Source organism: Sphingomonas aurantiaca (genome assembly GCF_003050705.1).
Lineage (GTDB): Bacteria > Pseudomonadota > Alphaproteobacteria > Sphingomonadales > Sphingomonadaceae > Sphingomonas > Sphingomonas aurantiaca.
Map to the genome: position 1 here is coordinate 19,755 of NZ_QAOG01000003.1, position 23,557 is coordinate 43,311.

The window sequence follows — 23,557 nt, forward strand, 5'->3', positions numbered from 1 at the left end:
GTAACGGACCGCTACCCTCCGTTAGCAGCGTTTCCCAGTTGGGCCCCGGCCTCCGCCGGGGTGGGGGGGCAGGGCATAGCCCTGTCCTACATCGCCCCGATTATGCCATAGCGCAGCGTATGATCCCCACCCTCGCCAAACCCCGTGCACCGGCCCCAAACCGCCCCACGATCAAACCGCGCGAGCGTCTATACTTCCTATACTTCACTTTCCCCGCAGCTCGCCGATGACCGCCAGAATCCTCATCATAGCCGGCTCGGATTCAGGCGGCGGCGCAGGCATCCAGGCCGATATCAAGACCGTGACGATGCTCGGCGGCCACGCGACGACGGCCATCACCGCGATCACCGCGCAGAACACGCTGGGCGTACAGGCGGTCCACCCGGTCCCCACCGACATCGTCCTCGCGCAGATCGACTCGGTGGCCGGCGACATCGGCGTGGATGCGGTAAAGATCGGCATGATCGGCTCGGCCCAGACGGCCAACGCCGTAGCCGACCGCCTGACCTCCCTGTTCCCCCGCGAAGGCGGGGGCCCAGTCTGGACTCCCGCCTTCGCGGGAGAACAAGGAGGGGCAGGGCGACACCACCAAGCACGCATCCCCATAATCTTCGACCCGGTCATGATCGCCACCAGCGGCTCCGTGCTTGCCGACCCGGCGACCATCGCCGCGTTCGCCCGTCTCATGCGGATCGCCACGCTCGTAACCCCCAACCTCCCCGAACTCGCAGCACTCGGCGGCGAGGCAGCCGTGCGCGCGCTCGGCCCAGCCGTGCTGATCAAGGGCGGCCACGCAGAGGGCGAGCAGATCACCGACCGCCTCGTCACCGACGCCGGCGAAACGCGCTGGACCAACCCCCGCATCGAAACCCGCCATGCGCACGGCACCGGCTGCACGCTCGCCAGCGGTATCGCCACCGGCCTCGCGCAGGGCATGCCGCTCGACGCCGCCATAGAGCGCGCAATCGCGTTCGTCCGCGCCGCGCTTGCACACGCGCCGGGGCTCGGTGCAGGGCACGGTCCGATGGGACATGCACTCGGCGTCAGCCCGTTCGACCAGTTGAAAGACCGCAAATGCCCGGCATGAAACACGAAAAGCTCTGCGTCGGCCCCGTCGCCGGCGTCGACGAAGCCGGCCGCGGTCCGCTCGCCGGGCCGGTCGTCGCGGCCGCGGTGATCCTGCCCGCCAAGGGCGTCCCCCGCGGCATCGACGATTCGAAGAAGCTCTCCGCCTCCGAACGCGAACGGCTCTGCGCGCGCCTGAAAGGTTGTGCGATCGTCGGCATCGGCATCGTCGAGCCCAACGAGATCGACACGCTCAACATCTACTGGGCGACGATGAAGGCGATGACGCTCGCGGTCGACGCGCTCGCCACCGAACTCGGCCACGCGCCGGGCCACGTCCTTGTCGACGGCAACCGCCTGCCGCGCTGGACCTACCCCGCCACCCCGCTGGTCGGCGGCGATGCGAAATCGCTGTCGATCGCCGCCGCCTCGATCGTCGCCAAGCACACGCGCGACCTGATCATGATCGCCGCCGCCGACGTCCACCCCGAGTACAATTGGCATTCGAACAAGGGCTATGGCTGCGCGCACCACATGAAGGCGCTGCGCGACCACGGCCCCACGCCGATTCACCGCCGCAGTTTCGCGCCCGTCGCCGCGGCCTATCTGGCGCGCGAGGGACTTTTCGTAAAGGAAGCGACGAGCTGAGTTTTTCGCGCCACACCCCAAGGGCTTGAGCCGCGAGTCTGTCACGACTCAACATCTGGCGCGCGCCGACTCATTTGGTCGCATCTACGGAATCGCGCCGAAACGCCGTTAACGATTGTTTGCTTGACGGAGTCGGACAATTCCGCCGCTATGGGGGTGATAAGGGGCGGAAAACATGGGTTTGATCGACACGATCGCGCGGCCGCGCGCGAAGAAGGCAGCGGAACCGGCGGTTCAGCCAGTCCTCCCGCTCGACCAAATTCTGCGCGGCGACTGTATCGAGCGGATGAAGGCGCTGCCGTCGAACTCGATCGACATGATCTTCGCGGACCCCCCCTATAATCTCCAGCTCGGCGGCGAACTCTATCGCCCCGATGGCAGCCATGTCGACGCGGTCACCGACGACTGGGACAAGTTCGACACCTTCGCCGCCTATGACCGCTTCACCCGCGCGTGGCTCAAGGAAGCGCGCCGCATCCTCAAGGACGACGGCTCGCTCTGGGTCATCGGCAGCTACCACAACATCTTCCGCGTCGGCGCGGCGGTGCAGGATCTCGGCTACTGGATCCTCAACGACATCGTCTGGCGCAAGACCAACCCGATGCCCAACTTCCGCGGCACGCGCTTCACCAACGCGCATGAGACTTTGATCTGGGCGTCGAAGGGCGAGAAGGCGAAGTATCACTTCAACTACCGCGCGATGAAGACGCTCAACGACGAACTCCAGATGCGCAGCGACTGGGAATTCCCGACCTGCGGCGGCACCGAGCGGCTGAAGAAGAACGGCACCAAGGTCCACCCGACGCAGAAGCCCGAGGCGCTGCTGTACCGCATCCTCCTCGCCTGCACCGAGCCCGGCGACGTGGTGCTCGATCCGTTCTTCGGCACCGGCACGACCGGCGCGGTCGCCAAGCGGCTCGGCCGCAGCTGGATCGGCATCGACCGCGAGGGCGACTATATCGAGGCCGCGCACGAGCGGATCGAGGCCGCGCTGCCGCTCGACGAATCCGCGATCCGCACGATGATGAGCCCGCGCACGCAACCCAAGGTCGCGTTCGGCGTGCTGGTCGAGAACGCGTATCTGACGCCCGGCACGGTGCTGACCGATTCGAAGCGGCGGTGGCGCGCGACGATCCGCGCGGACGGCTCGCTGCTCAGCGACTGCGGGACGATCGGCTCGATCCACAAGCTCGGCTCGACGCTCCAAAACGCGCCCGCCTGCAACGGCTGGAGCTTCTGGCATTACGAGAGTGAAAAGGGGCTCAAACCGATCGACGACCTCCGCCAGACGTACCTGCTGGCAACGACCGTCTAGCGAATTGCCGTTCGTGCCGAGTAGAGACCGAGCGTAGTCGAGGGCTCGTATCGAGGTACATGTCCCTCGATACGGCATTTCGACGCGCTCGATGCCTATACGGGACGAGCGGGATTAGCCGTTTGAACGGCATGCGGATTTGGGGAAAAGGGGATCATGACCAGCCTCCACCTCCGCCCCGTCCAGTTCGTCGACACCCCGATCGGCCATCCCGACGGCAGCGTCGCACGCCTCGCGGGCGGCATGCAGTGGTTCGCCGCCTATGAGGTGATCGAAGGCCGCACCCGAAGGACAATCCCGGTCGCCGACGTCGCGACGTTGGGCGCGCGCGGGGCGCATCTCCACGCGACGATCACCGCCCCCCGCGCGCCCCTCCAGCTCGGCGACCGGACGCTGCGCTTCGACCAGCCCGTCGTCGCCGGCATTCTCAACGTCACCCCGGACAGCTTCTCCGACGGCGGCAAGCATGTCGACGACCCCGCCGCGGCGGCCGCCGCCGGGATCGACATGGCCGCGGCGGGCGCCACGATGATCGACATCGGCGGCGAATCGACCCGCCCCGGCGCGGCGGCGGTCTGGGAAGGCGACGAGATCGCGCGCCTCGTCCCCGTCGTTGAGCGCCTCGCGCGCGCCGGCGCGATCGTCTCGGTCGACACGCGCAAGGCCGCCGTGATGGAGGCCACGCTCGCCGCCGGCGCGCATATCGTCAACGACGTCGCCGCGCTGCTGTGGGACGACCGCGCGCTCGGCGTGGTGGCCAGGAGCGGTTGCCCGGTCGTGATGATGCACTCGCCCGATCCGAAAAAAGGCGGTCACGGCGACGGCGGGTACGCCAACGTGCTGACCGACGTCTTCGACTGGCTCGAGGCGCGCATCGCCGCGGTCGTCGCGGGCGGCGTCGATCGGTCGCGGATCATCGTCGATCCCGGCATCGGCTTCGGCAAGACGCTCGCGGAGAATCTCGCGCTGCTCAACGGCCTCTCAATCTTCCATGGTCTCGGTTGCCCCATCATGCTCGGCGCCAGCCGCAAGCGGCTGATCGGCGCGCTCTCGAATGAGGCGCCGGTCGGCCAGCGCCTCGCCGGTTCGCTGGCTCTCGCGGTGAAGGGGGCCGAGGCAGGCGTCCAGATCCTGCGCGTCCATGACGTCGCAGAGACGGTGCAGGCGATCAGGATCTGGCGCGGGATGCGCGATCAGTCGCTGGTGGGAGGCTGATCGCCGCTGCATTGCAGCGAAACGCCGCTTCGCGCATTAGTTGCAGACCTTAACAAGGAGCTGTCGCTTGATCGTTACTGCAACACCACGTCTCGGCCAGATCCTGAGCGAGGTCTGGCGTCCGCTGCTGGGCCTGTTCGTCTGGGACGTGATCGTCACGATCACTTACTATGTGCTGCCCTTCCACGCGCCGGCCTTGCCCCTGACTCTGTTCGGTACGGCGCTCGCGCTGTTCCTCGGATTTCGTGACAATTCCGCGTATCAACGCTGGTGGGAAAGCCGCGGCCTCTGGGGCCTGATGATCAACGCCTCGCGCAACCTCGCGCGGATGGCGCGCAACATGCTGCCCGAGCCCGAGGGCCATGACATGAAGCGGACGATCGTCCTGCGCCAGATCGCCTATGTGAACGCACTGCGTTGTCAGCTACGCAAGCAGCCCGCGCCACCCGAGGTACTGCGGTTCCTGTCGAAGGAAGAGGCCTCGTTTGCGCTGGATCGCACGAATATCGCCAACGGCCTGCTTGACGGTACGGGGCGGCGGATCGACATCGCGCGGCGCAACGGTTGGATCGACACGATCCAGCAGACCCAGTTCGAGGCGATCCTGGTCGATATCGCCAACGCACAGGGCGGCATGGAGCGGATCAAGAACACCCCGCTTCCCAACCAGTACCGGTTCTTCCCGAGCCTGTTTACGCGGTTGTTCTGTGTGCTGCTGCCGATCGGTCTGGTTGAGTCGCTGGGCTATGCGACACCCGTAGGCTCGACGATCGCCGGACTGATGTTCCTCGCGGTGCTGCAGATCGGCGACGATCTGGTCGATCCGTTCGCAGACACCATCCACGACGTGCCGCTGAACGCAATGTGCCGGACGATCGAGATCGACCTGTTACAGGCGATCGGCGATCCTGCCCCCGAGCCGCTGAAACCCGAGAAGGGTGTGCTTTGGTAATTAGGCGGTGCTTGCCTAACTCCGTCTGACCACCGCGCTCACGCAGCGTTGTCGATCCCCAAATCGCTGAGTTTGCGGTACAGGGTCGAACGGCCAATGCCGAGGCGGCGGGCGACCTCGGTCATGCGGCCGCGATAGTGGCCGATCGCAAGGCGTATGACGTCGGCCTCGATCTCGTCGAGCGCGCGCAGATTGCCGTCGGGGCGAAACAGCGTCACGCCGCCACCGCCCGCGGCCACAGTGGCCGGGCCGCGCTGACGGTTGCCGAGCGCGGCGATCTGCGGGAAATCTTCCTCGGTTAGCGCTGCCCCCTCGCATAACACGGCGGCGCGAAAGAGCGCGTTTTGGAGCTGGCGGACATTGCCGGGCCAGTCGTAATGGACCAGCAGCGTAAGCGCGGCGTCGGTAATGCCGAGCGGTCGGAGTCCCGGTTGCTCGGCAATCCGCGCGAGCAAGTGGCGGGCGAGTGCGGGGATATCGCCGGTCCGTTCGCGCAAGGGCGGGATCGTGACCTGGACCGCGTTCAGCCGATAATACAGATCTTCGCGGAAACGCCCCGCCTCTACTTCGTCTAGCAATCGCTGGTTGGTCGCGGCGATCACCCGGACATCGACCTCGCGCGACTGCCGCCCGCCGATCGGTTGGACTTCGCCGGTGTGAAGAAGGTGCAGCAGCTTGGCCTGCGCCTCGAGCGGCATGTCGCCAATCTCGTCCAGGAACACCGTGCCGCCATCGGCATCGTGGAACCGCCCGATCTTACGCTCAAACGCGCCAGTAAACGCGCCCATCTCGTGCCCGAACAGTTCCGATTCGATCAGATTGGCAGGCATCGCCGCGCAGTTGATCGTGATCATCGGCTTCTTGGCACGCGGCGAGGCGGCGTGGATGGCTTCAGCGACGACCGCCTTGCCGACTCCGCTCTCGCCCTCGACCAGCACCGCGACGCGCGCGCGTGCCGCCTTTGCCGCGATCGCTAGCGCCGCGCGAAAATCTGGCGAGGAGCCGACGATCTCGTCGAACGCGAGGAGGGCCGGAATTTTTTCGGTGAGCGGGCGGAGCTCCCCCGCGGCGGTGCCGGCAACGGCGGCTTCGAGTGCGGCGAGCACCCGGTCGGGCGCGAGCGGCTTGACGAGGAAGTCGGTGGCACCGGCGCGCATCGCGGCGACCGCATGCGCGACCGAACCATTGGCGGTGAGCATAAGGATCGGCAGCGCGGGGCGGCGGTCGCGGAGTTCGGCGATCAGCGCGGTCGCATCGCCGTCGGGCGCGGAATGATCGAGCAGGATCGCGTCGAGCTGCATCCCGTCCTGCGTGCCGAGCGTGGCGATCGCCATTTCGCTATCCGTCGCAAAAACCGTGCGCCAGCCGCCACGCGAGGCAAGCGTCGCCACCAGCCGGCGCTGCGCGGGCTCGTCGTCGATCAGCAATACTAGGCGCTGGCCGTTGCGCGTCATGGCGAATCCTGTCCCGTTCCGGTACGGGCAATAGCGCAACCGAGTAAAGGGCGCCTTAAATGTCGCGCTTGGCGATCCCGAATGTGCCGGTTAAGGTCTGGGTGTAGAGGGTGGCACACAAAGGATTGGGACAAGAACCATGGCCGGCAATGGAGACATGAAGGCGCATTCTGCGACCTATTCGAGCGTGACCGGCATGATGAAATGGGGCGCAGTCGGATGCGCGCTGGTCGTCGCGCTCGTCATCTGGCTGATTTCGTAACGCCATGAAGATCGCCGTCCTGAAAGAGCAAGCGGACGGCGAGCGGCGGGTGGCCGCGACGCCGGAAACGGTCAGGAAATTCATCGCGCTCGGCGCGACGCTGGCGGTCGAGACGGGCGCCGGCGAGACCGCGTCGATCGCGGACGCCGGCTATGCCGACGCAGGTGCGTCGATCGGGGATCGCGCGGCGACGCTGTCGGGGGCGGATATCGTGCTCGGCGTGCAAGGCCCCGATCCCGCGACGCTCGCCGGCGTCTCGCCGGACGCGTGGATCGTCGCCAGCCTCAACCCGTTTGCCGAGCGCGCGCGCGTCGAGGCCTATGCCGCGGCCGGGTACGAGGCGCTGGCGATGGAATTCATGCCGCGGATCACGCGCGCGCAGTCGATGGACATCCTGTCGTCGCAGTCGAACCTGTCGGGCTACAAGGCGGTGCTCGATGCGGCCGCCGAATATGGCCGCGCCTTCCCGATGATGATGACCGCGGCGGGCACGATCAGTGCGGCCAAGGCGTTCGTGATGGGCGTCGGCGTCGCCGGGCTCCAGGCGATCGCGACCGCGCGGCGGCTGGGCGCGCAGGTGTCGGCGACCGACGTACGCGCCGCGACCCGCGAGCAGATCCAGTCGCTCGGCGCCAAGCCGATCTTCGTCGAGAATGTCGCAGGCATCGAGGGCGAGGGGACGGGCGGCTATGCCGGCGAGATGTCGCCCGAATATCAGGCGGCGCAGGCCGAACTCGTGTCCGGGCACATCGCCAAGCAGGATATCGTCATCACGACCGCGCTGATCCCCGGGCGGCCGGCGCCGCGGCTGATCTCGGCGGCGCAGGTGGCGAGCATGAAGCCGGGCTCGGTGATCGTCGACCTCGCGGTCGAGCAGGGCGGCAATGTCGAGGGTTCGGTCGCGGGTGAGGTGGTCGTCGTGAACGGCGTCACGATCGTCGGCCACCGCAACGTGCCGTCGCGGCTCGCGGCGGACGCGAGCGCCCTGTTCAGCCGCAACCTGTTCAATTTCCTGAGCGCGTTCTGGGACAAGGACGCGGGGCGACCGGTGCTCGACGCCGAGATCGGCGACGCGATCCGCCTGACCCAAGGCGGCAGAATCGTGAACGCGCGGCTGTCGTCGTGACAATCCTCCCCGGCACGGGGAGGGGGACCGGCGCAGCCGGTGGAGGGGGCGTCCCGCCTATGCTGCGCCCTGAAGTATCGCTGGCGCGCCGACTACGCCGCGAGATGAGCCTTCCAGAGGTGCTGCTTTGGGAGCATCTGCGAGGACAAAAGACCGGCTTCAAATTCCGCCACCAGCATCCCCTCGGCCCTTATGTCTGCGACTTCTACTGCGCCGCCGCCAAGCTCGCGGTAGAGGTCGATGGCGAATTTCACGGCCGCGGCGATCGCGCTCAGCGCGATGCTGATCGCGACCGATTCTTCGCGCAGAATGGCCACCGGGTGCTGCGTGTGGCCGCCGGCGACGTGCTGGGGGATATCGAGGCCGTGGTGACGATGATCGTGTCGTCTGCGGCCCGCCCCCTCCACCAGCCTGCGGCCGGTCCCCCTCCCCGTGCCGGGGAGGAATGATGTACGGTAGTGTTGCGTCTATGGCTCTTGTGGAGCGGACGGTGAAACCTCAGGATTATGAAGTCGTGATCCGGCCGCTCCCGGCGGTCGATGGTGGTGGGTATCTTGCGACCGCCCCCGCGCTGCCGGGATGCAAATCCGATGGCGACACGCCGCAGGACGCGCTCGCGAACGCCTATGATGCGATCGCCTGCTGGATCGAAGCCGCCGAAGAATTGGGACGCGCCGTCCCTGCCGCGACACGCGCCGCAGCGTGAGAGAATTGGGAACCGAATAATGGACTTTATCGCGATCCTGTCGATCTTCGTGCTGGCGTGTTTCGTCGGGTATTTCGTCGTCTGGGCGGTCACGCCCGCGTTGCACACGCCGCTGATGGCGGTGACCAATGCGATCTCCAGCGTCATCATCGTCGGCGCGCTGATCGCCGCTGCGGCGGCCGGGATCGGTGCCGGGTCGGGCGTCGCCAAGGCGCTCGGGCTGGTCGCGGTGGTGCTGGCGAGCGTCAACATCTTCGGTGGCTTTGCGGTCACCGCGCGGATGCTGGCGATGTACAAGAAGAAGGAACGGCCGGTCGCGCCCGCTTCGAGCAAGTGAGCGGCACGCCAGGCGAGGGGACGCGATATGCATGAACTGACGGTCAGCCCCTGGGCTTCGCTCGCCTATCTGGTCGCGGGGGTGTGTTTCATCCTCGCGTTGCGCGGGCTGTCGAGCCCGGCGTCGAGCCAGCGCGGCAACCGCTTCGGTATCATCGGCATGACGATCGCGGTCGTGACGACGCTGGTGACTCATGTGCCGGTGCGCATGAACGGCTGCCCGCTCGGCATTGGTCGTTGTGCGATTCTTGACCGTCCTGTCGTGGATTGGCTTACCGTCATCGAAATCCTCGCGGCGATCGGCCTCGGCGCGGCGATCGGCCTCGTCACTGCGCGGCGCATCGCGATGACCGCGATGCCGCAGCTCGTCGCCGCATTCCACAGCCTTGTCGGGCTCGCCGCGGTGCTGGTCGGCGTCGCGGCCTATCTCAACCCGCAGGCGTTCGGGATTTCCGACCTCGTCGTGCCGATGATCGGCCAGCCCTTCGCGGTGATCCACCCGGTCAGCCGGATCGAGCTCGGGCTCGGCGTTGCGATCGGTGCGATCACGTTTTCGGGCTCGGTGATCGCGTTCCTGAAACTCAACGGCAATATGGGCGGCAAGCCGATCATGCTGCCGGGGCGCCACGTCATCAACCTCGCGCTGCTTGCCGGTATCCTCGGGCTGATCGCGTATTTCGTCACCGAGCAGGCGCCATGGGTGTTCTGGACGATCGCGATCCTGAGCTTCGTCATCGGCTTCCTGCTGATCGTCCCGATCGGCGGCGCCGACATGCCGGTGGTTGTCAGCATGCTCAATTCCTATTCGGGCTGGGCAGCGGCGGCGATGGGGTTCACGCTCCACAACAGCGCGATGATCATCACGGGCGCGCTGGTCGGCAGCTCGGGCGCGATCCTGAGCTACATCATGTGCCGCGCGATGAACCGCAGCTTCATCAGCGTGATCGCCGGCGGGTTCGGCGCGGTCGCGGATACCAGCGGCGGCGGCACGGCGATCGATCGCCCGTGGAAGCGCGGTTCGGCGGAGGACGCCGCGTTCCTGATGAGCCAGGCCGAACAGGTCATCATCGTCCCCGGCTACGGCATGGCGGTAGCGCAGGCGCAGCACGTCCTGCGCGAGATGGGCGACAAGCTGAAGGCCGAGGGCGTCCGCGTGAAATACGCGATCCACCCGGTCGCGGGGCGCATGCCGGGGCATATGAACGTGCTGCTGGCGGAGGCGAACGTGCCGTATGACGACGTGTTCGAACTCGAGGACATCAACAGCGAGTTCGCGCAGACCGACGTCGCGTTCGTGATCGGCGCGAACGACGTGACCAACCCCGCCGCCAAGACCGACAAGACCTCGCCGATCTACGGCATGCCCGTGCTCGACGTCGAAAAGGCCAAGACCGTGCTGTTCATCAAGCGATCAATGGGCGGCGTCGGCTATGCAGGCGTCGATAACGATCTGTTCTACCGCGACAATACGATGATGCTGCTCGCCGATGCCAAGAAGATGGTCGAGGATATCGTCAAGGCGCTCGACTAGGCGACCGGTTTGGCGCTGGCGATACGGTCCCCAACTCGAACGAAAGTCGATCCAGTTCGGGTGTAATGCGTGCGATCGCCAAGGCTAGTCTTCGCAACCTAGCGGAGATAGCCATGACCCCACTCGACGGCGACTTTACCGATACGCGGTACGACACCGGGATCGACGCGATCCTGATTACGGCAGAGGCCGCACCCGACCGTTTCGCCGCGGCGCTGGCGGCGGTCGGCGGGCGGATCGTCGCCCGTATCGGGTGGCAGGCGCCGTTCGGCCTGCACGCCGCCCCGCAGCTGGTGGTGGTCGAGGCGGCGGGCGTGGACGCCGCCGTCCTCGCCGACCATCTGCCGCGGATCGTCGCGCGCGCGGCTGTCCTGGAGGCCGCGCTGGTCGTCGCGATGGACGACGACCAGATCGATGCGGTCGCGGCGGCGACACTGGGCGGCGGTACGACGCTGCTGGTCGATCCCGGCGTCGCGGACTGCGTGGCGGCGATCGTGGTCGCCGCCGAGCGCACGCGCAGCCCTGCGGGCGTGTTCGATGCGGGGCGTGAGACCGATGGCATGCGGCTGGAGCGGCTGAACACCGAGGTGGCGCGGATCGCCGAGGCGCTCGCGCGGCTGACTCGGGCGGAGTTTGCAGGCGATGCGCCCGCCGCGCCGATCGTCGGCGACCGGACGAACCGTTATGGGGCGCAGCCGTCGCTCGCCACGCCGAGTGCGGCGGACGTTCGGCGGGCGATCCGCGCGCGCCGGTTGCGCGACCAGTTTTTCGGCACCGCGCTGTTCGAGGATCCGGGCTGGGACATGCTGCTCGACCTCTATGCCGCCGAGCTCGAACAGGCGCGCGTCTCGGTGTCGAGCCTGTGCATCGCCGCCGCGGTCGCGCCGACGACGGCGTTGCGCTGGATTGCGCGGATGACCGACACGGGGCTGTTCGAACGCCGCCCCGACATGCACGACCGGCGGCGCGCGTTCATGGTGCTCTCCGAGCGCGCGAGCGAGGCGATGCGGGGCTATATCCTGGCCACGACGGGGGCGAATCTGCGGATTCCGTGACCGCGCCCGCCCTTTTAGCTTGCCCCGGCCGCCGGGCTTTGGCATCGCACCTCCACCCGAGAGGGGGCGATTAGCTCAGTTGGTAGAGCGTCTCGTTTACACCGAGAATGTCGGCGGTTCGAGCCCGTCATCGCCCACCATCCCCGCATAGGATCGTTACAGGTCGCGGACGAGCCGGATCGCGACCGCGATCCAGGCAGGGTCCTTGATCGTCTGTGGCTGCGTGCCCGCGCCCGGCGGCAACAGGGTGACGCCGTCGCCGCATCCGATCAGCCGTCCGAAGACGAACCGGCCTGCGGGTTGCGGGACGAGCACGTCGCGGTTGAGCACAGTCGCAAACCCCTCGGGCGCGACCATCGCACACCAGATCGCGTCGCCCGTGCGATAGTCGCCGATGCTGCCGGATACCGTCACCGCGATCTGACCCGATGCGACCTGAGGGGGCGCGACCGTCGTGGTGCGCCGGGGGGCGTGTGCGCCGCGCGCATCGAGGATCGCGGTGACGGGCAGGTCGGCGCGGTCGGGCAGCGTGACGAGATCGGCGGCTTCGACGCCCAGTGCGGCGGCGATGCGGTTGAGCCAGCCGACCGAGACGGTACGCGTGCCGGTTTCGAGCCGGCCGATCGTCTGCGCCGTTGTCGGCGGGACGCAGCGTCGCGCGACATCCTCGAGCGTCAGGCCCTTGGCGCGGCGGACTTCGCGGATGGCGGTGATCATCGGCAGGCTCCAAACCAGATGGGTTATTCCTCTGTCCTACAACCGTGCCGATATGGCAACCGGAAGCGACAATGGGAGACGGTGGACGCGCGAACTGGTGGAACGGTCGATCGATTCGGAGGGTGTGCTGCAGCCGTCGGGGGATCGGCGCGGGCGGACGGTGACGGTGAACCTTGCCGAATCGCCGCTTGGGTGGCTGCGCGCGCGCGGGCTGGTCGATGCGCGACAGTTCGCGGCGGGGGAGCGATTGCGCGCGGATTACGAGCGCGCGTCGATCGCGCCGAGCGTGACGATGCGCTGGGCGGAGCGGGTCGATGGTGCCCGGTATGACGGGCTCGATCCGACGTCGGCGCAGATCGCGGCGAAGGCGCGGTTCGACTCGGCGCTGGCGGCGGCGGGGCCGGGGCTGGCGGATATTCTGTGGCGCGTGGTCTGCGCGGGCGAGGGGCTGCCCGACGCGGAGAAGGCGTTGCAGTGGCCGGCGCGGGCGGGGCGGCTGGTGCTGACGCTCGCGCTCGATCGGGTGGCGGCGCATCATGCGATCGGTTAGGCGCTCGCTTTGGTGCGGTCGCATGACTAGATGGCAGGCATGCGCTTCGATCTCGTCAAATGTCATGGTTCCGGTAATGATTTCCCGCTGATCGACGCGCGCGCGTCGACGCTCGGCGATGCGGCGTGGGCGGCGGTCGCGCGTGCGCTCGCGGATCGAGCGGGCCCGGTTGGTGGCGACGGGCTGTTGCTGCTCACCGACGGCGATGCGGATCGCGCGTTCGGGATGCGGATGTTCAATTCGGACGGCAGCGAATCCGAGACGTGCCTCAACGGGCTGCGGTGCGTGGCGCGCGCGGGGTTCGCCGCGACGGGTACGCAGACCGCGACCGCGCTGCTCAAGACGAGCGATGCGGTCGTTGTGCGCGATGCCGATATCGCGGCGGGCGTCTATACCGTCCGCGAGATTGCGGGACCGGCGTCGCTCGACGTCGCGGCATGGCCGATGGCGGTGGGGGCAGACCTGGTCGTCGACGCGCCGATCGCGGGCTTGCCGACGAGCCGCGCGTTCACCGCGGTGGCGATGCCGAACCCGCATCTCGTGACGTTCGTCGACGCGATCGACGAGGCCGAACTCGTCCGCGTCGGCGAAGCATGCGAGGCCGCGCCCGACTGGCTGCCCAATCGCGCCAATGTCAGCTTCGTCGAACTGCGGGGGCGCGACCTGTTCGTGCGCACGTTCGAGCGCGGGGTCGGGCTGACCGACAGTTGTGGCAGCGCGATGGCGGCGTCGACCTATGCCGCGTGCCTGACCGGGCGGATCGCGTACGACACGCAGACGACGGTGTTCAACAAGGGCGGGCTCGTCCGCGCACAGGCGAGTGCGGCGGCGATGGTGACGCTGTCGGGCAATGCGACGTTCGAGTGGAGCGGCTCGGTCGAGGTCGATCTGGCGACCGCGACCGCGAGCGACGTGGTGGTCACGCGACGCTATGAGGACGAGCGCGCTGCTTGGTCCAAACTCGTTGCAAATCTCTGACGCCGCCTGCATCCTTCCATCAGACTGCGCGTATCTCCGGGCAGTGAGCCGCACACAGGCTCCGTGCAGGAGAGAAGCCATGAATCACGTGTTTCGTACCGCGATCGTCGCCGCTGCCATTGCCGTGAGCGGCAGCGCCATCGTCGCCGCGCAGACCAATCCGACGGTCGGCGGCGCCGCGATGTACCCGACCAAGAATATCGTCGAGAACGCGGTTAATTCGAAGGATCACACGACGCTGGTCGCCGCGGTGAAGGCCGCTGGTCTGGTCGAGACGCTGTCGGGCCCGGGTCCGTTCACGGTGTTCGCGCCGACCAACGCCGCATTCAAGAAACTGCCCGCCGGCACCGTCGACACGCTGCTCAAGCCCGAGAACAAGGCGCAGCTGGCGGGCGTGCTGACCTATCACGTCGTCCCCGGCACGATCACCGCCGCCGATATCGCCGCCAAGGCGAAGGCGAATGGCGGCACCGCGAGCTACACCACCGTGCAGGGCGAGCCGCTGATGTTCACGAAGGTCGGCAGCGGCTGGGGGATCATGGACGGCAAGGGCCATAAGGGCCGCGTCACGATCGCCAACGTCATGCAGTCGAACGGCGTAATTCACGTCATCGACACCGTCATGCTGCCGTAATCGACTATAAGAGTCAGTATCTGCCCCTTCCCCCCCAAAGGCAGTGTCGTCGGGCCCGTCGCCAAAAGGCGGCGGGCCCGATTACGTTTTCCGCGCCGTCATTGCGGCTGCAGGGGGATCAGCCGATCAGCAGCCCCGCGAGCGCGGCGGACATCAGGTTGGCGAGGCTGCCCGCGGCCAGCGCGCGCAGGCCGAGCTTGGCGATCATCGGCCGCTGATTGGGGGCGAGGCTGCCCGTCACCGCCATCTGGATCGCGATCGACGAGAAATTGGCGAAGCCGCACAGCGAGAAGGTGATGACCGCGATCGTCCGCGCGCTCAGCCCCTGCTGCGTGCCGAGCGAGATATAGGCGACGAATTCGTTCAGGACGATCTTCTGCCCGAACAGCCCGCCGGCAATGCCCGCTTCGCTCCACGGCACGTTCAGCAGGAACATGATCGGCGCGAAGACATAGCCGAGCAGGCCCTGGAAGCTGAGCCCGGGCAGGCCGATCATGTTGCCGAGCCCGCCGAGCAGGCCGTTGGCGAGCGCCACCAGCGCCACGAACGCGAGCACCATCGCGCCGACCGCGACCGCGAGGCGGACGCCGGTCTGCGCACCCTGCGCGGCGGCCATGATCAGGTTGGCGGGCTTTTCCTCGTCATGCGTCGCCTGCGGCATGGGTTCGCCCGCGGACGTTTCGCCGGGCAGGTCGCCGAGCGCGAGTTCGCCCTCGGGCGGCGTCACGCGGTCGGGCATGATGATCTTGGCCATCAGGATGCCGCCGGGCGCCGCCATGAAGCTGGCGGCGAGCAGATAGTCGATCCGAATCCCCATCGACGCATAGGCGGCGAGGATGGTGCCCGCGACGCCGGCCATGCCGCTGGTCATCACCGTGAACAGCTGCGCCGGCGTGAGGCCTGCGAGATAGGGACGGATGACGAGCGGCGATTCGCTCTGGCCGACGAAGATGTTCGCGGCCGCGCACAGCGATTCGACCTTCGAGACGCCGATGACCTTCTCGATTCCGCCGCCGACCCAGCGCACGACGAACTGCATGATGCCGAGATAATAGAGGATCGAGACGAGGCTGGCGAAGAAGATGATGACCGGCAGCGCGGCGATCGCGAAGCTCTGGCCGCCGATTTCGGGCGTCGCCATCTTGCCGAACAGGAACTCGGTGCCCTTTTGCGAATAGCCGAGCAGGTTGGCGACGCCGCCCGACATCTCGCCGAGCACGACCTTGCCGAAGCTGGAATAGAGCACGAGCACGGCGATACCCGCCTGCAGCGCGAAGGCGGCGCCGACGATGCGCAGGCGGATCGCCCGGCGATCGCTCGACAACAGCACGGCGATGCCGAGGATGACGGCGATACCGCCCAGGCCGATGACTAGTCTTTCCATGGACGCCCTGCGTTCTCGTACGATGACACACGCGGCCCCCCGGCTGCGCAAGCGGCCGACATGACACGGGCGGGCGCCGGTCGCCAGTCATTTGAGGACAGGCCGGTTTTCCCCCCTGCTTGTCATTTGACGGCGCGCGCGTTTTCGCTAGCGTCCGCGGCGATGAATACAGACCTTCCCGCGTTCCCGCGTTCGCTCTTCATTTTCTCCGTGCTGTATGGCGGCATGGTGTGCATCGCCGGCGTGCTGGGGGTCAAACAGGTCGCGCTCGGCCCGCTCGCGGTCGAGGCGGGGATCTTTGCATTCCTGCTGCTGGTCGTGCTCAGCAGCGCGATCGCCGAGCTGCACGGACAGAAAACCGCGACGCTGCTGGTCCGGCTCGGGTTCATACCCTTGCTGGTGTCTGCCGCGCTGATCCAGCTGGTGCTGGCGCTGCCGCACGATCCGGGGATGTATCCCCCCGCGGTCGACGCGTTCCCGATCGTCGTCGGGCAGGGTGCGCGGATGATGATGGCGGGGCTGATCTCCTACGGCATCTCGCAGACGCTCAACGTCCTGATCTTCGCCAAGCTGGCGGGGCAGGTCGGCAGCGGCGAGGGCAAGCTGGTCTGGCTGCGCGGGATGATCGCCAGCATCATCTCGCAGGTGATCGACACGGTGCTGTTCATCACCATCTCGTTCCTCGGCGCGCGGCCGATCGTCGAGCTGATGGCGGGGCAGATGCTGACCAAGGTCGTGCTGTCGATCGTGCTGGTGCCGTTCATGATCACGTTCTTCGTGAAGCTCGGGCGGTGGCTGGACGCGCGCCCGATCTAAGATCGGGACCTTTCGGGACGTCCGACACGTCCGTCACGTCCGTCACGTCCGTCACCCCAGCGAACGCTGGGGTATCCCCGTTGGCGGGTGCGGGGGCTCGAACTGGGAGGTCCCAGCTTTCGCTGCGATGACGGCGGGGCAGAGGGCGTACGTTCACCGATGACGAACGCGCCGCGACTGGCTAAAGCGCGGGCATGACCGATCACACGCCCGATCCCGCCCTGCTCGCCAAGGCCGAAACGCTCACCGAGGCGCTGCCCTATCTCCAGCGCTATGCGGGCAAGACGTTCGTCGTGAAATATGGCGGCCATGCGATGGGCGACCCCGAGCTGCAGCGCGACTTCGCCGAGGACATGGTGCTGTTGAAGGCGGTCGGCATCAACCCGGTCGTGGTGCATGGCGGCGGGCCGCAGATCGGCGCGATGCTCAAGCGGCTTGGCGTCGAATCGCGCTTCGTCGACGGCCTGCGCGTGACCGACGCGGAGACCGCGCAGATCGCCGAAATGGTGCTCGCGGGCTCGATCAACAAGGAAATCGTCGGCTGGATCGGGCAGGCGGGCGGCCGCGCGGTCGGTATCTCGGGCAAGGACGCAGGCCTCGTGCTCGCGCAGAAGGTCGGCCATGGCCGCGAGCCCGACAAGCTCCAGGGCATCGAACGCCATGTCGACCTGGGCTTCGTCGGCGAGCCGATCGCGGTCGACCGGACGATCCTCGACACGCTGATCGCCGCCGACATCATCCCGGTGATCGCGCCGATCGGCATCGGCGCGGACGGCCACACCTACAACATCAACGCCGACACGATGGCGGGCGCGATCGCCGCCGCGATGGGCGCCGCGCGGTTCTTCCTGCTGACCGATATCGTCGGCGTGCTCGACAAGGGCGGTGAACTGCTGACCGACCTCGATCCGGCGCGGATCGCCGAATTGCGCGCCGACGGCACGGTGACGGGCGGGATGATCCCCAAGCTGGAAACTTGCGTGGCCGCGGTCCAGTCGGGGGTCGATGCCGCGGTGATCATCGACGGCCGCGTACCGCATGCGATGCTGCTCGAGATCTTTACCAAGCAGGGCGCGGGGACGCTGGTGAGTGCGACGGGCGCGGCGCGGTAGCGGCTTGCTCCCGTCATCCTGACGAAAGTCAGGATCCAGGATTGCGGGATCGCCCCGCTGCTTGGCTCTGGATCCTGACTTTCGTCAGGATGACGGAATAAGGAGTGATTGGAACGCCGCGCGCGCCAATCGGGATACCCCAGCTTTCGCTGGGGTGACGATGTTGAAGGGGATACGAGCGCGAGCGACAGCGCAGGGGTTCTCGTTCTTCCTCCGCTCCCTTATATTGCTATCATACCAGCGGAGACCCACGCCTTGATCGCCCTTCTTCAGATCGTCCAGTTGCTGCTCAATCTCGTCTGGTGGGTCATCGTGATCCAGGCGGTGCTGTCATGGCTGATCGCGTTCAACGTCATCAACACGCAGAGCGATTTCGTCCGCACGGTGTGGAACGCGCTGCAGAAGATCACCGAGCCGCTCTATCGTCCGATCCGCCGGATCCTGCCCGATTTCGGCGCGCTCGACCTGTCGCCGCTGGTCGTGCTGCTGATCCTCTACATCCTGACCAACATCGTCATCCCGAACATCGCGCAGAACTATCTCGTCGCGGCCTATTGAACGGACCGGCTGCCTGGCGCGCGGTCGGTGACGGCCTGGCGCTCGCCGTCCGGGTAACCCCGCGCGGCGGCCGGGACACGCTGGTCGCCGGCACCCCCGAGCATCTTGCCGCGCGCCTGGCGGCGGCACCCGTCGATGGCGCGGCGAATGCCGGGCTGGTCGCGCTCGTCGCCAAGAGCTTCGGCGTGCCCAGGCGCGCGGTGACGATCGTCTCGGGCGAAACCGCGCGGCTGAAACGCCTCCACATCGCCGGCGATGTCGCTACGCTGGCGGAAATCGCGTCCGCGCTCTATGGGCCGCGGGCATGAGCGCGACCATCATCGACGGCAAGGCCTTCGCCGCCGGCCTCCGGGCCCGTATCGCAGACGGCGTCACCGCCTTTCGGACACAGGCGGGTCGTGCGCCCGGCCTTGCCGTGGTGCTGGTCGGCGAGGATCCCGCCTCCAGCGTCTATGTCCGCTCGAAGGGCAAGGCGACGCGCGAGGCGGGGATGGAGAGCATCGAGCACCGGCTGCCCGCCGACGTGTCGGCCGACGCGCTGCTCGCGCTGGTCGCGACACTCAACACCGATCCGGCGATCGACGGCATCCTGGTCCAGCTGCCCTTGCCCAGGCATATCGACGAGCAGGCGGTGATATCGGCGATCGATCCCGACAAGGATGTCGACGGCTTCCACCCGATCAACGCGGGCCGTCTCGCGACCGGGCTGCCGGGGTTCGTGCCGTGCACGCCGTTTGGCTGTGTGCTGTTGCTCAAGAGCGTGTTGCCGAGCCTGAGCGGGCTCGAGGCGGTCGTCGTCGGGCGCTCGAACATCGTCGGCAAGCCGATGGCGCAACTGCTGCTCCGCGAAAGCTGCACCGTCACCGTCGTCCATAGCCGGACGAAGGACGTGCCCGCGCATATCCGCCGCGCCGACATCGTCGTCGCCGCGGTCGGGATCCCGCAGATGATCAAGGGCGACTGGCTCAAGCCCGGCGCGACGGTGATCGACGTCGGCATCAACCGGACCGAGACGGGGCTGGTCGGCGACGTCGATTTCGCGAGCGCGGTCGACGTCGCGGGTGCGATCACGCCGGTGCCGGGGGGCGTCGGGCCGATGACGATCGCGTGCCTGCTGCGCAACACGCTGGTCTCGGCAGGGCGCCGCGAGGGCGTTGCCGTCGACGAAGCCATGCTCGATCGGGCCGGGCTGTGATCGAGCTCTATATCTCGTCGCTGATCACGTTCTTCGTGGTCATCGATCCGCCCGGCTGCGCGCCGATCTATGCCGGGCTGTCGGCGAGCGCGTCAGCGACGCAGAAGCGGGCGATGGCGATCCGCGCGGTCGGCGTGTCGGCGGCGATCCTGTTCGTGTTCGCGCTGTTCGGCGAGGCGTTGCTCAAAGGCCTGGGCATCAGCCTGGCGAGCTTCCGTATCGCCGGCGGCATCATGCTGTTCCTGATCGCGCTCGAAATGGTGTTCGAGAAGCGCACCGAGCGCCGCGAGGATCGCGCCGCCAAGGTGGCGAGCGACCCCGAGGCCGAGGACGTCTCCATCTTCCCGATGGCGATGCCGATGATCGCCGGGCCGGGCTCGATCGCTTCGGTGATGCTGTTGATGAGCCGCAACAGCGGGCTCGAGCGCTCGGCGATCGTGCTCGCCGCGATGGTGACGATCCTGCTGCTGACGCTGGTCGCGCTGCTGGCCGCCGGGCCGATCATGCGGATCCTGGGTGCCAAGATCGAGGCGGTGATCACCCGCCTGCTCGGCGTGCTGCTGGCGGCACTGGCGGTGCAGTTCGTGCTCGATGGCCTGTCGGTGGTGCTGCACTAGGCCGTCATCCTGACTGTCGTCGGGATGACGGCGGTGGGCATCAGTCCACCTTGAACAGCCGCAGCGGGGAATTGCGCGGCAGCGGGAGCGGTGTCAGCCACGCCGGCACCTCGTTCCTGGCGAGCTCCGCGTAGAACCCCTTCGGGCTGCGCGCCTTGTAGTTGGTCGATTCCGCCGCGTTGGGGCAGAGCAGCATCATCGTCGCGCCGTGGCGCTTGACGATCGCATGCGCCTGGTCCGCGGTTCCCCCGAACGCATGCTGGACGTCGAGGATCGCGCCGCCGTTGCGGTGATACGGCCCCGCGATCGCATCGTGATGCGTGATCGTGATCAGCCGCGGCCCCATGTCGACGAAGGTGAAGATCGTCTGCGCGGGGTATTTGTTGAGCGCGAGCAGCACCGTCGTCCGCAGGCAGTTGCCCGTCGCCATGTTGACGCGCTTCTCGTACGGCTTGGGCCGGTCGATCGGGAAATACTGGATCACCATCCCCGCGAACAACCCGGAGACGATCAGGAACGCGCCGACCGTGCCGAGCACGCGCACCGCCACCGATCGGTTGCCGAGCAGCTTCGGCAGGATCAGCCAGCCGAGCGCGGTTGCCCCGGGAATCGCCAGCAGCTGCGCGGCGGGGCCGGCGCGGACCTGCCACAGCAGCATCGCGCAGGCGAACGCGGTGAACAGCGCGACCGCCGCCCAGCCGACCGCGCGCGGATCGCGCCGCGCACGCCAGGCGGCGACGATCGCGCCGATCAGGCCGATGATCGGCAGCGTCGCCAGCGCGAAGCCGACGCGGAAGCTGTGCTTGTAGATCGGCTTGGCCTCGCGGACATTGTCCAGCCAGTTGCGCTGCAGCTCGGGCGAGATGCCCTCCGGCCGGCCCAGGCACTGCGGGAAGACGAGCGCGAACCCGGCGACGATCGCCGCGCCCGCCACCACCGCCAGCGCCAGCCGCGCGCCGCGCGAGGCGGGCCCGAACCGCGCGAGCAGGAACAGCAGCATCCCCGCCGCGATCATCACGCTCAGCCACACCGGCGTCAGCGCGTCGCAGCGCATCGCCTGGTTGGCGTTCGACGCGAACAGCGCGAACCCCAGCGTGCTGCCGCCGCCCAGCGTCAGCGCATAGATCGACAGCCGCTCGCCCTCCGCCCGGTCCCATACCCAGCGCAGCGCGATGATCGCCCCCGCCATCGCCGCATAGGGCAACAGCTCGAGCCCGATCGACAGCGATACCGCGCTCGCGATTCCGACCATCGCGCCACCGCGACGGCCGTTGGGGTCGCACAGGCCCGCGACCGTGAGGCTGAGCATCGCCAGCTGCCAGCCGTGATGATCGATCCGTTCGGGCATGAACATCAGCATCGTGCCGGTCGCGCCGACCATGAACACGATAGCGAGCGGCCACGCATAGGGGCTGATCAGCCGCCGCACGGTCGCGCCGATCCCGAGCATCGCGATCGACAGCGGCAGCAGCGGCGCGATCCCGCACGCCAGCCGCTCCGCCCAGCTGTTGGTGGTGAACAGGCGGAAGAACAGGATGAGCCCGGCGATCGGCAGGTCGACGATCCGGCTCCAGTGGATATCGAACCCGACCGGCGGGTTCAGCCGGTAGTTGCGCAGATCGTACCAGCCCTGGCCGTCGAGCAGCGCGCGGACCTGCATCAGCCGCATATTGTCGTCGGTATCGCCGAGCGACAGCCAGCGGACCTGCCCCCAGCGATCGACCATCGACCATGCCGCCACCGCCACCCAGGCGAGCAGCGACAAGGCGATCCAATGCCGATCGAGTGCGTCGAGCAGCGTATTCCGCCGCGGTGGTGCCTGATCCAAAACGCTTTCCTCCGGCCCGCACGCACTCTAGATGCGCGGGCATATCTCAAGCGTCGCTCTATCGCGGTGTTGGTAAAGAACAAGGCGGGCATGCAGGCGATTTGGCGACAGGTAGAGCAGATGCGGGCGAGCGGCGTGCTCGGCCAGCTCGTGCGCTTCGGGATTGCCGGCGGCCTGTCGAGCCTCGTCTATTCACTCGTCTACCTGCCGCTGACGGCGTATGTCTTCCCGCCACGCCAGGCGGTGGCCGCGGTGCCGTTCGCGTTCGTCGTCGCGGTGGTCGTCGGGTTCTTCCTGCACAGCCGCTGGAGCTTCAAGGGACACGCGAAGGAGCCCGGGGCGGGGCGGCATATCAAGTTCGTGATCGTCCAGGGCGCCGGGCTCGCGCTCAACGCGCTGGTCACCTGGATCGGCACCGCGCTGTTTCACCTGCACCCGTGGATCCCGCTGATCCCCGCGGTGCTTCTTGCCGCGATCCTGAGCTTCGTGCTCAACCGTCTCTGGGTTTTCAACTGATGCTTCCAACGAACTGGGCGAATTACTGATGGACCGCATCGTCTACGACCGGATGGCCGCGCATGATTCCACGCATTGGTGGTACCGCGCGCGCCGCGACATCCTCGCCGATTACCTGACTCGCTACGGCAACCTGCCGAAGGACGCCAAGATCCTCGAGATCGGCTGCGGCACCGGGCACAATCTGCCAATGCTCGCCGCGTTCGGCAGCATCGACGCGATCGAGATCGATCCCGCCGCGCGCGAGATCGCGAGCGAGCGGCTCGGCAAGCCGGTCGGCGCGGCGCCGCTGCCCGAGCTGCCCGGCGTGCCGCGGGGCCATTACGACCTGATCGCGGTGCTCGATGTGGTCGAGCATATCGAGGACGACGTCGCGGCGCTGAAGGCGATGGCGGATTGCCTCGCGCCCGGCGGCAAGATCCTGATCGCGGTGCCGGCGCACCAGTGGATGTGGAGCGCGCACGACACCGTGAACCACCACCACCGCCGCTATTCGAAGGCGACGCTGAAGGCGGCGATCGAGACTGCGGGGCTCAAGCCCGAAAAGCTCGGCTATTTCAATTCGCTGCTGTTCCCGCTGGCGGCGGCGGCGCGGATCGCCGGGCGGATGACGGGGCGCGACGACAGCGACGATTCCCCGCCGCCCAAGCCGGTCAACGCGTTGTTCGAGACGATCTTCCGGCTGGAACGCCATCTGGTCGGGCGCGTGCCGATGACGCCGGGGGTTTCGATCGTGACGCTGGCGGTCCCGCGGTAACGATCAAGGTATCTGCGCGCGCCCTTCCGTTCTTCCTGAGTAGCCGTCGAGTAGCTGCGAAGCGGCGTATCGAGACGGCGTATCGAAGGATAGCTGGCGCGCGGAACCCATACCTCGATACGAGTCCTCGATACGCTCCTCACGGAGCTACTCGGTCTCTACTCGGCACGAACGGAATAGGGCGTGGCATGCCTCCCCGAATTGGCAAGCAAGCACCACCCCGGCGAAGG

Annotated in this window: 27 protein-coding genes and 1 tRNA gene; 24 read left to right on the plus strand and 4 right to left on the minus strand. The window is 67.5% G+C overall.

What is annotated here, in order from left to right; genetic code table 11:
* Positions 1 to 226 precede the first annotated feature (226 nt).
* The 5 genes from thiD to C8J26_RS09100 all read left to right on the plus strand — a co-directional run bounded on the left by thiD (position 227) and on the right by C8J26_RS09100 (position 5,195).
* On the plus strand, positions 227 to 1,087 hold the full coding sequence (gene thiD / locus C8J26_RS09080; RefSeq protein ID WP_107957666.1) for a bifunctional hydroxymethylpyrimidine kinase/phosphomethylpyrimidine kinase: 861 nt from the start codon (positions 227 to 229) through the stop codon (positions 1,085 to 1,087).
* Positions 1,075 to 1,713 carry a ribonuclease HII gene (locus C8J26_RS09085; protein ID WP_107957667.1) on the plus strand — a complete coding sequence of 213 codons (639 nt, stop codon included), beginning with the start codon at positions 1,075 to 1,077 and terminating at the stop codon, positions 1,711 to 1,713. Before thiD ends, C8J26_RS09085 begins: the two co-directional genes overlap by 13 nt.
* Before the next feature lie 175 nt (positions 1,714 to 1,888).
* The gene (locus C8J26_RS09090; RefSeq protein WP_107957668.1) at positions 1,889 to 3,028 is read left to right on the plus strand and encodes a site-specific DNA-methyltransferase; all 1,140 of its coding nucleotides are present in this window, start codon (positions 1,889 to 1,891) and stop codon (positions 3,026 to 3,028) included.
* 156 nt (positions 3,029 to 3,184) lie between these two features.
* The gene (gene folP, locus C8J26_RS09095; protein ID WP_107957669.1) at positions 3,185 to 4,243 is read left to right on the plus strand and encodes a dihydropteroate synthase; all 1,059 of its coding nucleotides are present in this window, start codon (positions 3,185 to 3,187) and stop codon (positions 4,241 to 4,243) included.
* Between the two features lie 67 nt (positions 4,244 to 4,310).
* Positions 4,311 to 5,195: a bestrophin family protein gene (locus C8J26_RS09100; protein WP_107957670.1), complete on the plus strand. Its 885-nt coding sequence runs from the start codon at positions 4,311 to 4,313 to the stop codon at positions 5,193 to 5,195.
* Between the two features lie 38 nt (positions 5,196 to 5,233).
* On the opposite strand, the gene C8J26_RS09105 is transcribed toward C8J26_RS09100, so the two are convergent.
* On the minus strand, positions 5,234 to 6,649 hold the full coding sequence (locus C8J26_RS09105) for a sigma-54-dependent transcriptional regulator (RefSeq protein ID WP_107957671.1): 1,416 nt from the start codon (positions 6,647 to 6,649) through the stop codon (positions 5,234 to 5,236).
* A gap of 139 nt (positions 6,650 to 6,788) precedes the next feature.
* Here C8J26_RS09105 and C8J26_RS09110 point away from each other — a divergent pair, with 139 nt between their 5' ends.
* The 8 genes from C8J26_RS09110 (at position 6,789) to C8J26_RS09145 (ending at position 11,805) form a co-directional block, all read left to right on the plus strand.
* Positions 6,789 to 6,911: an aa3-type cytochrome c oxidase subunit IV gene (locus tag C8J26_RS09110; protein ID WP_107957672.1), complete on the plus strand. Its 123-nt coding sequence runs from the start codon at positions 6,789 to 6,791 to the stop codon at positions 6,909 to 6,911.
* A gap of 4 nt (positions 6,912 to 6,915) precedes the next feature.
* The gene (locus tag C8J26_RS09115; RefSeq protein ID WP_107957673.1) at positions 6,916 to 8,037 is read left to right on the plus strand and encodes an NAD(P) transhydrogenase subunit alpha; all 1,122 of its coding nucleotides are present in this window, start codon (positions 6,916 to 6,918) and stop codon (positions 8,035 to 8,037) included.
* Positions 8,038 to 8,096: 59 nt separating this feature from the next.
* Positions 8,097 to 8,486: an endonuclease domain-containing protein gene (locus C8J26_RS09120; protein WP_082445289.1), complete on the plus strand. Its 390-nt coding sequence runs from the start codon at positions 8,097 to 8,099 to the stop codon at positions 8,484 to 8,486.
* Positions 8,487 to 8,527: 41 nt separating this feature from the next.
* Positions 8,528 to 8,743, plus strand: a complete 216-nt coding sequence (locus C8J26_RS09125) for a type II toxin-antitoxin system HicB family antitoxin (protein ID WP_208631364.1) — start codon at positions 8,528 to 8,530, stop codon at positions 8,741 to 8,743.
* Positions 8,744 to 8,762: 19 nt separating this feature from the next.
* Positions 8,763 to 9,080, plus strand: a complete 318-nt coding sequence (locus C8J26_RS09130; protein WP_055874236.1) for an NAD(P) transhydrogenase subunit alpha part 2 — start codon at positions 8,763 to 8,765, stop codon at positions 9,078 to 9,080.
* Positions 9,081 to 9,107: 27 nt separating this feature from the next.
* Positions 9,108 to 10,610: an NAD(P)(+) transhydrogenase (Re/Si-specific) subunit beta gene (locus C8J26_RS09135; RefSeq protein WP_107957675.1), complete on the plus strand. Its 1,503-nt coding sequence runs from the start codon at positions 9,108 to 9,110 to the stop codon at positions 10,608 to 10,610.
* Positions 10,611 to 10,723: 113 nt separating this feature from the next.
* On the plus strand, positions 10,724 to 11,665 hold the full coding sequence (locus C8J26_RS09140; protein WP_107957676.1) for a MarR family winged helix-turn-helix transcriptional regulator: 942 nt from the start codon (positions 10,724 to 10,726) through the stop codon (positions 11,663 to 11,665).
* A gap of 64 nt (positions 11,666 to 11,729) precedes the next feature.
* Positions 11,730 to 11,805 (plus strand) — tRNA-Val (locus tag C8J26_RS09145).
* Between the two features lie 16 nt (positions 11,806 to 11,821).
* Here the strand turns inward: C8J26_RS09145 and C8J26_RS09150 are convergent.
* Positions 11,822 to 12,382 (minus strand): helix-turn-helix domain-containing protein, encoded by a 561-nt coding sequence (locus C8J26_RS09150; RefSeq protein WP_107957677.1) that lies wholly within the window; start codon positions 12,380 to 12,382, stop codon positions 11,822 to 11,824.
* Positions 12,383 to 12,434: 52 nt separating this feature from the next.
* On the opposite strand from C8J26_RS09150, the gene C8J26_RS09155 reads away from it, so the two are divergent.
* The 3 genes from C8J26_RS09155 (at position 12,435) to C8J26_RS09165 (ending at position 14,544) form a co-directional block, all read left to right on the plus strand.
* On the plus strand, positions 12,435 to 12,932 hold the full coding sequence (locus C8J26_RS09155; protein WP_107957678.1) for a DUF6456 domain-containing protein: 498 nt from the start codon (positions 12,435 to 12,437) through the stop codon (positions 12,930 to 12,932).
* A gap of 39 nt (positions 12,933 to 12,971) precedes the next feature.
* Complete coding sequence (gene dapF, locus C8J26_RS09160) at positions 12,972 to 13,910, plus strand: diaminopimelate epimerase (RefSeq protein ID WP_107957679.1); 939 nt, start codon at positions 12,972 to 12,974, stop codon at positions 13,908 to 13,910.
* A 79-nt stretch (positions 13,911 to 13,989) separates the two neighbouring features.
* The gene (locus C8J26_RS09165) at positions 13,990 to 14,544 is read left to right on the plus strand and encodes a fasciclin domain-containing protein (protein ID WP_107957680.1); all 555 of its coding nucleotides are present in this window, start codon (positions 13,990 to 13,992) and stop codon (positions 14,542 to 14,544) included.
* 118 nt (positions 14,545 to 14,662) lie between these two features.
* Here the strand turns inward: C8J26_RS09165 and C8J26_RS09170 are convergent, their stop codons facing one another.
* Positions 14,663 to 15,928 carry a NupC/NupG family nucleoside CNT transporter gene (locus tag C8J26_RS09170; RefSeq protein ID WP_056416009.1) on the minus strand — a complete coding sequence of 422 codons (1,266 nt, stop codon included), beginning with the start codon at positions 15,926 to 15,928 and terminating at the stop codon, positions 14,663 to 14,665.
* Between the two features lie 162 nt (positions 15,929 to 16,090).
* On the opposite strand from C8J26_RS09170, the gene C8J26_RS09175 reads away from it, so the two are divergent.
* The 6 genes from C8J26_RS09175 (at position 16,091) to C8J26_RS09200 (ending at position 20,226) form a co-directional block, all read left to right on the plus strand.
* The gene (locus C8J26_RS09175) at positions 16,091 to 16,744 is read left to right on the plus strand and encodes a queuosine precursor transporter (RefSeq protein ID WP_107958109.1); all 654 of its coding nucleotides are present in this window, start codon (positions 16,091 to 16,093) and stop codon (positions 16,742 to 16,744) included.
* A gap of 194 nt (positions 16,745 to 16,938) precedes the next feature.
* The gene (gene argB / locus C8J26_RS09180; protein ID WP_107957681.1) at positions 16,939 to 17,856 is read left to right on the plus strand and encodes an acetylglutamate kinase; all 918 of its coding nucleotides are present in this window, start codon (positions 16,939 to 16,941) and stop codon (positions 17,854 to 17,856) included.
* A gap of 255 nt (positions 17,857 to 18,111) precedes the next feature.
* Positions 18,112 to 18,414 carry a YggT family protein gene (locus tag C8J26_RS09185; protein ID WP_055874210.1) on the plus strand — a complete coding sequence of 101 codons (303 nt, stop codon included), beginning with the start codon at positions 18,112 to 18,114 and terminating at the stop codon, positions 18,412 to 18,414.
* Positions 18,411 to 18,722 (plus strand): DUF167 domain-containing protein, encoded by a 312-nt coding sequence (locus tag C8J26_RS09190; protein WP_056416016.1) that lies wholly within the window; start codon positions 18,411 to 18,413, stop codon positions 18,720 to 18,722. The genes C8J26_RS09185 and C8J26_RS09190 overlap by 4 nt, the downstream gene beginning before the upstream one ends.
* Positions 18,719 to 19,609 carry a bifunctional methylenetetrahydrofolate dehydrogenase/methenyltetrahydrofolate cyclohydrolase FolD gene (gene folD, locus C8J26_RS09195; protein WP_107957682.1) on the plus strand — a complete coding sequence of 297 codons (891 nt, stop codon included), beginning with the start codon at positions 18,719 to 18,721 and terminating at the stop codon, positions 19,607 to 19,609. Before C8J26_RS09190 ends, folD begins: the two co-directional genes overlap by 4 nt.
* The gene (locus C8J26_RS09200; RefSeq protein WP_055874200.1) at positions 19,606 to 20,226 is read left to right on the plus strand and encodes a MarC family protein; all 621 of its coding nucleotides are present in this window, start codon (positions 19,606 to 19,608) and stop codon (positions 20,224 to 20,226) included. Before folD ends, C8J26_RS09200 begins: the two co-directional genes overlap by 4 nt.
* Before the next feature lie 40 nt (positions 20,227 to 20,266).
* Here the strand turns inward: C8J26_RS09200 and C8J26_RS09205 are convergent, their stop codons facing one another.
* Positions 20,267 to 22,054, minus strand: a complete 1,788-nt coding sequence (locus tag C8J26_RS09205) for an AcrB/AcrD/AcrF family protein (RefSeq protein WP_208631365.1) — start codon at positions 22,052 to 22,054, stop codon at positions 20,267 to 20,269.
* Positions 22,055 to 22,144: 90 nt separating this feature from the next.
* Here C8J26_RS09205 and C8J26_RS09210 point away from each other — a divergent pair, with 90 nt between their 5' ends.
* Both C8J26_RS09210 and C8J26_RS09215 read left to right on the plus strand, forming a co-directional pair.
* Positions 22,145 to 22,570: a GtrA family protein gene (locus C8J26_RS09210; protein ID WP_208631366.1), complete on the plus strand. Its 426-nt coding sequence runs from the start codon at positions 22,145 to 22,147 to the stop codon at positions 22,568 to 22,570.
* A 28-nt stretch (positions 22,571 to 22,598) separates the two neighbouring features.
* Positions 22,599 to 23,327: a class I SAM-dependent methyltransferase gene (locus C8J26_RS09215; RefSeq protein WP_107957683.1), complete on the plus strand. Its 729-nt coding sequence runs from the start codon at positions 22,599 to 22,601 to the stop codon at positions 23,325 to 23,327.
* Positions 23,328 to 23,557 lie beyond the last annotated feature (230 nt).